The sequence below is a fragment of the Arhodomonas sp. KWT genome (assembly GCF_010993615.1).
In genome coordinates, this window is record NZ_WNXE01000099.1 from 1 (window position 1) to 6,347 (window position 6,347).

At 70.1% G+C, this 6,347-nt stretch carries 1 protein-coding gene; it reads right to left on the minus strand.

Annotation, left to right across the window (positions count from 1 at the left end):
- The coding region (locus G7A99_RS13135) for a hypothetical protein (RefSeq protein ID WP_163140812.1) at nt 1–6,347 on the minus strand (6,347 nt) is incomplete at both ends.

Consider the following 6,347-nt stretch of genomic DNA (forward strand, 5'->3'; position numbering starts at 1 on the left):
CCGATATCCCCCTGGGCGTCCAGGGTCGCGGAGGCGGTACGGATGGCGTCGCCACCGGTGATGATGGCGCCGTCGCGGGAGGTCACCGACAGCGAGCCGGAGGGGTTCTCCACCCCGCCACCGAGGATCACGTCCCCACCGCTGTCGACATTGATGCGTCCGTTGTCGTAGCCGGAGAAGTCGATATCGATGGGATAATCGACCCGGGCGGAGCGCTTCACCTCCAGTTTGCCCCAGCGGGGAAAGTGGTAGGCCCACCGCGTCTTGAGGTCCTCATCGAGGACGTCCATGCCGTTGTCGCAGGTTTTCCCCACCTCGTCGGGGCAGCCGTAGGCATAGGTCATGCTCCACGTGAAGTTGCTGCCGAAATCGGCACTCGACTTCTGCCAGTAGGCGGAGTCGTCCGACGTGTCGCGGACCAGGTGTCCGTCCTCGCTGGTCCGCCACGGATCGTGACTGTCACTGAACTTCCATTTGCCCAGCCATCCGCCGAGGTCGTCGCCGTCCTCGTAGTCGCTGTCGCGGCTGAAGGTCGCCTGCTCGCTCCACTCCCAGCGCGTTCCCGACTGCGGCGTGAAGCTGTCGGAGCTGCCGCTCGCGGCGACCTCCCGCGCGTTCTCGATGGACTGCCCGTCGGTGCCGTCGGCGATGAATTTGCGTATGCCCTCGCCCTGGGTGTAGCGATACCACGCGGTCAGGTCCTTGAGCTCGTCGGCGATGATCACGGTGCCCACCGCGCCGTCACCGGTGCCCAGGCGGTTGACGCGCAGGTCGTGGGCGGTCTGGTTGTCGATGTCGATGTGACCGTAACCGCTCTCGACATCGATCGTGCCCTGATCGGAGGAGCTGATGACCTTGCCCTTGAGGTAGAGATAGCCGCCGCCGGAGGCGCTCACGTCCTCGATCTCGACCTGGTCCGTACCGAAGTCATAGTAGGCCCGGATCGCCTCGTCGCTGTCGACGTTCGCATCGCCGAGGTAATCGAGATACAGGTACGGGATCTCGCCCTTGCCGGATTTCACCCCCGCCTGGTTCTTCATCAGATCGACCCAGTCATCGAGCTCCGGCGTGATCACCACGTTGCGCTCGGTGGTCCGGCCGGTGCTGATGGTGCCGTTGATGTCGATGATGTCGGCGTCGATGGCGACGGCCTCCGCACCCCGCCAGGTCTGCGTGCCCGTGTCGGCGTCGTCGATGGAGTCGGCCGTTTTGTCCAGGCTCCAGCCCGTGGGGACCACCGGCACGTGGGACTGGCGGTCGGCATCGCCGTCGCCGTCGATATCCATGACATGGGTGACCATCCCGCCCGGGACGTCGTAGGACTCGGCCGTTCCCACCGTGCAGTTACTGGTGGCCGTACCGTCGTACTGACCGGGGATGCAGCCGCCGAACAGGATCGTACTCTCGCCCGCGTATTCGTCGCCGCCGCTGGTGAAGTGCTCGTCGTCGTTGAGCAGGTCGTCGTTATAGTCATCGAGCAGATCGCCGTAGTAGGCGTTCGCCGCGTATACGACCACCTCGACCACGTCGTCGGGCAGGTCGGCGTAGTCGTCCCAGATGTCCGACGGCCTCTGGCCCGGGGACCAGTACTCGGCCTCCTGCGGGGCGACGATCATCGGCCCCTCCACCGCCACCGAGACGTTGCGGCCCAGGACGCTGGCGAGCGACGCGAAGGCGCCGTTGGCCACCGAGATATCGATGGTGCCGCTCACGTTACTGACGGTGTCCTCCTGGAACAGCGCCGGACCGTAGCCGGCGTTGTTCAGGGTGTCCTCCATGGTGTTGCGGATGCGCACGGTCGCATCGTCGCCGGCCCCGGCGGTGTCGACACCCACGGAACCGTCCACACCGTCCGCCACGCCGGTATAGACGACGCTCCCACCGGGGTTGTCCGGGATCGTCACCGAGCCGAGGCGCAGGTAGCGGGCGCTGTCGTTGATCACGGAGATGGTCGGGCCGCCGTTGGCGTGGATGCCGCCGCTGCCGGTAATGCTGTCGGCGCGCAGGATCACGTCGCCACCGGCCGCGAACAGACCGTCGAGGAACCAGGCGTCGACGTCCCGGTCCACGATGCCCTGCTTGATCACCGCCGCGACCTTGGAGTCGATGTTCGAGGCCTCGATCAGCGAGGTGGGATTGAAGCGCTGCTCCCGGCCGATGAACGGCGCCGCGTCGTCGTTGTAGGTGAGCTTGCCGTCCTCGTCGATGTGGATGTCGAGCCGATCGAAGATGCCGGCGGTGACACTGCCGTCGACGACCAACGAGGCCGAGGACGAGGCCTGGCGGGAGGAGTCCTTGTCCTCGATCGGGATGAACCCGGCCTGGAAACCCTTGGCCAGCCCCTCGACGGTGTTGTTGACGGTCTCGTTGTAGGCCGTGATCTCCACGTCCCGGCCCGCGCTCACGGTGGCGCCGGAGCCGATGTCCACGCTGGCGCTGGAGGACTGGTCGGCGGCCGCGGAGGCGTCCGCTATGGCAATGACCCCCCTCACCAGGCTGTTGGCGGTGGTGATGGTGGTCAGGCGGTTGTCGCGGCCGAGATCCGCCGCCTGTCCGGGCGCCAGGGTGAGGTAGCCCCAGGCGGTCAGGCTGGCGTCGTCGGCGACGGTGATGGACTGATTGTCGCGGACCGTGGTCGTGGCGCTCGCATCGGTGGCAGCGGCACCGCCCCAGGTCCTCGCCGTGGCGTCGTGCACGACGCTCGAGAACGCCAGGGTATTGACGCTGATATTCCCCCGCGAGGACAGCGTGGCCTCGCCGATGCTGACGTCGGTGTCCATGGTCGCGTCGATCGCGGACGCCACGCCGCCGGCCGCGAATCCGCCGTTGGTGGCGAACACGGCATTCTCCGCCGCCGAGAGATCGGTAACCGCCTCCAGGACCAAGTCGGGCGTGGAGCCGTCGTTGGACTGCTCACCCACGGACAGGGTCGCGCCGTCCGCGACCTCTGTCGTCGTGGCGATATCGAGCGTGGTCTCGTGATCCGCGGCCTGGCCGGTGGCGACGCCGCCGGACGCGGCGTCGACGGTGGTGTCGTCCGGGTGGCGGCTGCTCACGTCGCTCTTGGCACGCAGGGTCGCACCGTTGGCGACGTGAAGCGCGCTGCCGCCGAAGTGCACGGTGCTGGAGGAGGTCAGCGCGGCATCGGAGAAGGCCCCGCTGACGCCGACCAGCGAGGCGTTGACGCTGTCGGCACGGCTGCCGTAACCGCCGTTGTAGGCGCTGACTATCTCGGCCTTCTCGGCGGTAACCGTGCCGCCGTCTCCGACCGCCGCGCGGGCCGCCCCCCTGCTGTCGGTGTAGGCCGCGGCGGCGTTCCCCGAAACCACCCCGCCGCTGCCGGCCACGGCATCGGAGACGTTGAGCTGATTCGCCGTGGCCTTCACCGTCAGGTCGCTCAGCGAGTCATCGGCTCCCAGCTCGAAGCCATCGCCCAGGCCTGCCGTGGTGTCGGTCTCACCGCTCGCCCGGGCCAGCGCGAGACCGACGGCGAGCGCGCCGCCGACGGAGTAGCCGCGGGCCTCGGCACGGCGTTCGCCGTCGCTGGTCGCAGTCACCGACAGGGCGCCGCCCTCCATGCCCAGGCCGGTTCCGACGCCGGCGGTCACGGTGTCGGTGCCGTAGGCGAACGCCGCGCTCGCGTCGGCACCGACCAGGGCACCGCCGCTGGCGCTGAACGAGGTGGCCGTGACGTCGGCACTGTCGTTGTCCGCAGGTGTGGCGGTGACCGTGAGGCCGTCACCGTCACGCACCGAGACGTCGTTCCCCACGGTCGCGGAAACGTCCACCGCGCTGTCGGCGAAGGCCAGCGATGCCCCCATGGACACGCCGAGGCTGACTGCAGCCCCCTGGGACTCGACATCGAGGCCACCGCCGTACACCGCCTTCACCGTGGCATCGGCATTGAGGTTGACCCCGTCGCCGACGGACGCCGCGACGGAGGCCCGGTCGTTGCCGTCGTCGTCCTTCGGCGGCGCGAGATTGCGGCCGATGGCCACCGCACCGTTGGCCGCACCACCGAGGCCCCCCGCAGCGCTGCGGGCGATCACGTCGGTGGTCCCGGTACCCTGCCCCGTGACAGTCAGGCTCCCGGCGGTCACCGTGCCGGCTGCGAGCACCTCCGCGGCGACCGCCGAACGACGCTCACCCACGGCGATAGAGGCACCGACCGCACCGATGCCGCCGATGCTCGCGGCATCGGCCTCGGAATCCACGCCGAGGGTGTCCTTGGCGGTGACGGTTATCGTGCCGTCATCCACGTCCGCGCTTCCGCCAAGGCGGGCGGTGACACTGTTCTCCAGGCGCGCCACCGACACCGCGGCCCCGAGACCGGCGGCGAAGCCGGCACTGCCCGTGGCCGCCAGCACGTCCACCGCCTTGTCGTCGCCGTCGTCCATGGCGTCGGCCCTGACGGTCAGCGACGATGCGTCGAGCTCGCCGGTGTCCACCCCGGCGATCACCGCCGAGCGCAGGAAGGTCATGCCGGCCGCGGCGCCGATCGAGCCGCCGCCGGCCTGCACGTTGCCCGCCCGGTTGCTGCTGGCCAGCCTTTCGCTGGCATGAACGTCCACGGCACCGCCGGCATTCACGCTGCCGCCGGAGATGGTCGCCGCCGTCTCCTGGGCGTTGTCCGCCGTGAGGGCGTCGCTGACGGAGAAGGCGGCGCCGTCGTTCACCGCCTTGTCCTCGTTGTCGTCTGCGCTGTCGTGGAACACACCGCCACCAGTGTCCGCGCCGGCGGCGACGTCCGCGCGCTGCGTCATCGTCGTCGCGCTGCCGCCACCGATGCTGTCGAACTCGCTCAGGGTGCCGGCGCCGTCATGGTCGAGCTCGGAGCCGGCGGAGACGTCGACGGCGGCGTCGACGTCCGACTCGTCATCGCTGTAGCTGTAGACCGGAGAGCCCGGCCCCACGAGCAGCAGGCCGATGGTCCCGCCTATGGCGGCACCGCCGGGGGCCGCGCCGCCGTTGACCGTGAACAGCCCCGCATCGAGGGTGTGCTCGGCGGTGACATTCACGGCGCCGCTGGTACGCACGTCCGAGCGATCCACGAAGGCCCGGGTGGCGTTGTTGGTGACCACCACGTTGGCGCTCGCCCCGAGCACCGAGCCGGGCCCGGTGGCGACGCCGGCGGACCCGGCGTTTCCGGTCACGGCGGTGTCATCCTCGGCGAGTACCGACAGTGACCCGGCACGGGAGTCGGCGGCGCCGCTCTCGCCCCGGAGGGTCGCCCCCCGCACACCCGCCCGGGTCACGTTGCGGGCGAGCAGCACGTTGGCCGAGCCCGCCACGCCGCCGCCGGCGGTGAACGCGGCGGCGGCGGCATTCGCGACCAGATCCGTGTCCGAGTGCGCCTTGACGTTCACCGCGCCGCCAGCGTTCACCGTCGTGGTTACGTATTCAGGCGGCGCGCCGTCGTTCTGGCCGGCATCCGGGTCCTCGCCTCCCAGCCAGGCGTCAACCACCGTCTCGTTGATTCCGAGGGCAAAGGCGCCCCCGGCGGAGCCACCACCGGCCACGGCGCTGCCGACGTTGGCGGACATCCGGGCGGTGTCGTCGGCATCGATGGTGAGGGCGCGGACCGTCGCGGTGCCGCCGCGCAGGCGTGCCGTGGTCTCGCCGGCGAGCCGGATCGCCCCCATGGTGATCGTGCCGTTGCCGGCGGCGGCGCTGGCGCTGGTCACGAAGTTCGCCGCGCCGCGGGCGCTGTCCGCCTGGATACCGAGGTCGCCGCCGGCATGGATCGTCGCATCGTCGGCGTACGCGCTCGTGGTGTGGTCAATGGCGGTCACATCCAGGGAGCCGCTCAGCGCCGCAATGCCGCTCACCGCACCGCTGAAGAGGTAGCCGATGCTGTAGACATTGCTCGCGGCGGCGATGTCGACGTTCTGGGCCGCCCCGCCGCGTTGCCCGTTGATGGTCGCGGCGTCGACGTAGGCCGAGGTGGTACCGCCGAGCACCGACGTGTTGCCGACTCCGGCCATGGCGGCGGAGCCGGACGGGTTGGGCAGGGTCGCTGCACCGGCGGCCGAGAGCGAGCCCACCTGCTGGCTGGAGCTCGCGTTCACCGCGAGGCCGGAGACCCCGCGGGTGTCGCGCTCCAGCTCCGAGAACGGATCGAACGCGGACGCGTCGTCCCAGCCCGTGGGGTCCGGGGCGTCGTCTATGGCCGCGGCGTCCACCGTCAGCTTGTTATCCGCGTCGCCGTCGGCCTGCACCACCGTATCGGCGCCGGCGATATACGCCTCGGTGGTCGAGGTCAGCAGGTTGACGCCGAGGGCCCCGGCCGCGCCAACGCGGGTTCCGCCGATGGACAACGCCCCGCCGACGGTCTGGATGCGGTTGTC